We start from the raw sequence: 5,204 nt of genomic DNA, 5'->3' as shown, positions 1-5,204 counted from the left end.
GATTTAATTGAAGCTAAATTCAGTAAATCAACCACATTATTTATTTTATAAAGCCCCTTACCATTAACAATTCTTCTTAATAAGGATTCAGCCGAAAGGCGATATCTATTGGGATCTTTTCCAACACGACGATAGCCATCTTTCGAAGAGGATATTGTTGACATGCTTCGAATATCTTCTACAGTCATGCTTTGTTCAACCTGATTGATATGTTGGTTGATTATTTCCCAAAGCTCATCATCGTCTTTAGTGACTCTTACCCGACATTCAATGACACCCAATTTAAGCGAAGGGCATAATTCTGATATCTGTGGCTCAATTATAATAGGATGCTTCATTCTGAATAAATTTTAGATTCAAATTTAATAATTTACTTGAAATAACTCCCGATATAATATGTTCAGAACAAAGTCGCGCCTGTGTAAGTGTCATTAGAAGAGTGTTTTGATCATAAATAGCATTCTTCATGTGCAAAAATAAAACATTGGAAAATATGTATTGTTCAATAAAAATTATGCTATATTTGATAGTCGTTTTGTTTGTGGCGAATCTAAGTTGGTTGTATTGAGTGATATATTGGTTTTTAATACTGATTTGTTTGATAGGTGTGTGTATGATTAACGCTTGATATAATAATTTTTGATTAATACTCGTGTAAGCAAAGTATGAGGGCTTTATTTTTTGCCCAATACCTATAAAGGTAAAGTTTGAAAAAATATTTTTTGATCAGTACTAATATTGACAAAGCCTGAAAAATTGATTTTTTACTGAATGCCAAGTTGGCAAAGCTTGAAAAACTACTTTTTTAACGAATGCCAAGTTGGCAAAGCCTGAAAAACTGCTTTTTTAACGAATGCCAAACCGGCAAAGCCTGAAAAACTGCTTTTTTAACGAATGCCAAACCGGCAAAGCAAAAAATGACTTTTTGAAATAACAAAATTTAGAAACTAAAAATAGAATTTAAAAATAAATACACACTAACCCTTAAAAAAATACACCCAATGGCAATGATTCAGAAAATTTCAGCAAGTAGCCGCAATGGCGAAACGAATGCATTATTTACACTAATATTAACAACTTTTGCAAAGAGCGATTGGACTGCAGACCTATATCTAAAGCCTGTACTCATAAGCACACAAGTGAATAGCACCACACTAAATTTGGCAATTAGACGTCTGAAAGCCTATTCGCAGATGGCAAAAAAAGACGAAGTTCGCGACACTCAAATTAGAGATTTGTTTAAGTTGGTTGAGGGCTATACGCATATTCCTATTGCTGAGATTAAAGAAGCAGCTTTGCTTCTATACAGCATTATGGTGCAGTATGGCTTGGCCATTATAAATGAAGATTATGCCGAAGAATCATCAGATATCGATTCTTTACTAACCGACCTTAGCCAAGCTGATATTTTAATAGCTATTGCGAAACTGCAAGGCGTATCCGAAACCATTGCAGCTTTAAATGTGGCTCAAAAAGATTTCGAAAACCTAGCCGTGCAACAGGCCGAAGGCGATAGCGTAAAGAATGATTTAGTTTCGGCCAGCAAGTTGAAGAAAGAAATGATAGCAGAGTTTAATGGCAATTTAAGGGGCTATATGAACACCATGGCTATGGTAAAGCCCGAAATGTACGAGGCCACAACTAAAACAATTGCCAAGTTAGTTGATAATAATAACGAATTGGTAAAACGCCGCCGCAAAACAAACGAGCCAGACACTGAATTGGTTTAAAGCAAACGACAAAGGGCTCCGCAGGATGCGGGGCCCTTTGTTTTTAATATTTCCATTTATAAAACAGCTTAGCAGTAAGGCGATAAAACAAACATCATGCACGAAACTGATTTAAACAGAGTGATATTTCACTCAAAGGAGGATATGGCAAGAGGACATCAACTGTCAAAAGGAGAGCATATCTTAAGAAATGAGACTTTAACAAGTTACTCTGACATAAACGACGTTTTAGAGCTTTATAATATTAAAAAATTCATTGACAATAAAGTATATTTAAGGGACTGGATGCAGGAAGATGTTGCGGAGTTTAAGCAAAAAGCAACTGAATATGGAAAAGTTATTGGGCAGTTCATGTCAAATGTCAATGACACCAATGTTGTTGGTTTTTACGAGAAAACTTTACGCGGTTATGTTAGTTCATTTTGGGAGTTAGTTAGCAATCAAAGTGTATTTAAACGTATGTCAAGGTCTATCTTTAGTAGTATTGTATCAAATGAGCCTCATTTGATACATGAGATTTTATTTCATAAAGCTTTAGTGAATTATTATAATATAGAAATTAAAAACTTCTTATTAACCTATTCTCAATCTGCAGAAATATTACTTTCAATTTATGAGATACAAGATGATTTACCCAAATCACAGAAGTTTATACCTAAGAGTTTATCTATAGAAAACAAGGAAAACATTATCTCAAGTTATCTAGATTCAAATGATGCGAATTTAAATTATATAGGAATAATACAAAATGTTAGAAACAGAAAGGACTTTAAAATATCTGATGAGATAAGGTTGAAAGCAAAGCGATTACATAAAAGTGAAACCGAAAAGTTTTTCTCGGAAAATGCCGGTATGAAATATGGTGTTTCTATTAGTTTTCCCAAAAATATTTCCAAAATTAAAGACGGCTTTACTGATGATAATTTTATTACGCATTATTCATATAGCTTAGATTTTATCATGCAAAACAATAACCCATACTTATTATTTCAGAATTTCAAGCATCTATTTGAATATCTTGATATGCAGAACAGGATAAATCTTGTAAGTAAAAAAAGTCAGATAGGCGTGTTCGAAAGTGTTATGGGAGTTCACTCGCAAAATGAATATAGGCGTGGAACAACATTTTCATTATTAGAAATGACATCTAATGGTCAGATTTTCGGTTATGACACAATTATTGCTGACTTGAATAGATCATTAGAAGAAATACTGCAGTTTGTGTTTACAATTGCATTTCAAGAGAAATATGTTTTTGCAGACAATGCAAGGTTTTCAGTTCCTACGGCAACTACATACTTTGAAAAAGTTAGATTTTTAGCACCAGAATTTGAGTCAATACTAAAACAGTTTAAACTCTTTGTGAAAAATGGAGATATTGATTTTGAACTTTTACAAATATCTTCGACACCATCCGCTATAAAAGATATTCCAAGTTTAAATCCAAAGAAATATATTTATTTCAATGAAGGAAATAAAGAAATAGTTGGATGCTCAAATTTATTTTTTTCCGACCAAGCTCTTCTTGCCTATGTAGAACCATTTAAAGGAAATAAACATCATACATTTTTTGATTTACTTGTAAATGAGCAAGTAAAATTCAGTAATTATGAAGACCATCAAAAACCTCAATTGACTTATCTTATAGATAAAGGTTTTATCTTAGTTGATAGCAATGATTTTATACAAATTACAAATCTTGAAAGAGTATTAATACTGAAAGACTTGTATGAGAATGAGGTAGGCTCTTACTATCATTACCCTATTGATATCCAGCAAGAAGTTCAACAAATGGAAGTCGAGAAGATTATCTACTTCGAGAGTACTTTGTTTTCAAAGCCAGAACAAGCATATTTTAACTACTTTTTGAACAAAAGTGAATTTACTAATGGATTGGATTTAAGAAATAGTTATCTGCATGGAACTCAGGCAAACCCAGAAGAAGTTCAAAGACATGAATATGCGTATTTCACATATTTGAAGTTGCTAGTGCTAGGAATGTTAAAGATTGATGATGATCTATTGATCTCAAATCTATTGAAAAGGGAATATAGAGGACAAATGGCTGACACAGCAACTAGAGGATAAAATCGCATGATAATATGTAATATAAACAATTTACTGTATGAGTGCTTTAGCTTTTATTATCCATATGATTTGTTGGTTTTTAATTTCAAAAAATGGAATTAACAAAACCGAATCTGGAAAATTATTTATCGATACGATCGATACCAGTTTTTTTAACTTGCTTAAATGGAGAGCAAGTTCGGCTGTTGTATCTGACTTAAAAAGATTAAGTCATGTTTTTAAAGTGATTACTATTTTAGGGTTTATTACTACAATCATTCTTGCATTATTTGATGTAAATCCAGGATTTTACTTTGCTTTGACAATTATAATAAGTACTCTAATATGGGTTGCTTTAATGTGGGGAACTAACACTAGAAAGGAAGCATTAGATTGGATAAAAAAAATGGGGTTAATATTGATAGCACCTTGGCTGTTTTATGCGATTGACTTGATTAATATTGATCCAGCATTAAATATTTTGAATATTTTTAAAGAACAGTTTTTCTTGCCACTTGGAATTTCACTCAACAATGGAATTGAAATAGCTGCAATTTTAACTGTAATACTATTGATAGGATTAACAGCTGTTACGGTTTATTGGTTTCTACAGAATTCAGTTATTATTTTATTGTTCGTTTCGATTCTATGGGTAACAATAAAAATTTCAAAAGTATTTTTGAATATTAAGGAATCAGTAATAATGAATATTGCTTATATCTTAACCCCCATAACTATGATGATAATGTTTTTTTATAAATAATAAATTACTGAATCAGTTACTACATTATTTTGTTGTGTGGTAGAAAAAGAGAATGTAGATAAATCTGCATTCTCTTTTTATAAGCTCTATAGCATAAACTAAAAGAGCCGAATAGATAGGCTTTAAAAGAGTTTTAATCAATACTATTCATATCATTTATGAGTCATAACACACACTTTCCAAATCGCCAATCAATCCGATTAAAAGGCTATGATTACTCACAGGAAGGTTTGTACTTTATTACGATTTGTTGCCAAGACAGAATTCATCTGTTTGGTGAGATTATTGAGGGAGAAATGCACTTAAATGATTTTGGGAAAATAGCTGCCGAAGAATGGCTGAAAACACCAGAAATAAGAAAAAATATTTCGCTAGGCAATTTCATTATCATGCCCAACCATATGCATGGCATTATAAGCATTAATACTAAGGTAAGCATTGAAACGAAAAAAAATGCAGGCAAATTTCATTCCCCTACACAAACCATAGGCGCCATTATTAGAGGCTATAAAGGCGCTACTACCAAAAGAATAAACAATCTAATTAGGCAGATAAAAGAAGATTCTCGTAGTACGGGCGAATTGCAATTCGCCCCAACGTTAATAAATCCTTTTCCAGGCGAAGGCTCAATTTGGCAACGCAAT

At 32.2% G+C, this 5,204-nt stretch carries 4 protein-coding genes and 1 pseudogene; 4 read left to right on the top strand and 1 reads right to left on the bottom strand.

Annotated elements, in window-relative coordinates:
- A pseudogene (locus ABY905_RS13885) lies at positions 1-338 on the bottom strand (hypothetical protein); the annotation flags it as partial.
- A 663-nt stretch (positions 339-1,001) separates the two neighbouring features.
- Between ABY905_RS13885 and ABY905_RS13880 the strand changes: the two are divergent.
- The 4 genes from ABY905_RS13880 to ABY905_RS13865 all read left to right on the top strand — a co-directional run.
- Positions 1,002-1,730: a DUF6261 family protein gene (locus ABY905_RS13880; protein WP_372644891.1), complete on the top strand. Its 729-nt coding sequence runs from the start codon at positions 1,002-1,004 to the stop codon at positions 1,728-1,730.
- Positions 1,731-1,826: 96 nt separating this feature from the next.
- Complete coding sequence (locus tag ABY905_RS13875) at positions 1,827-3,818, top strand: hypothetical protein (protein ID WP_372644889.1); 1,992 nt, start codon at positions 1,827-1,829, stop codon at positions 3,816-3,818.
- A gap of 37 nt (positions 3,819-3,855) precedes the next feature.
- Entirely contained in the window at positions 3,856-4,560 is a 705-nt protein-coding gene (locus ABY905_RS13870) for a hypothetical protein (protein ID WP_372644887.1), read from the top strand.
- A gap of 158 nt (positions 4,561-4,718) precedes the next feature.
- The coding region (locus ABY905_RS13865; RefSeq protein ID WP_372644885.1) for a transposase at positions 4,719-5,204 on the top strand (486 nt) is incomplete at its 3' end.

It is taken from the genome of Ancylomarina sp., from assembly GCF_041555295.1.
Lineage (GTDB): Bacteria > Bacteroidota > Bacteroidia > Bacteroidales > Marinifilaceae > Ancylomarina.
This window is presented reverse-complemented; position numbering and strand designations above follow the sequence as displayed.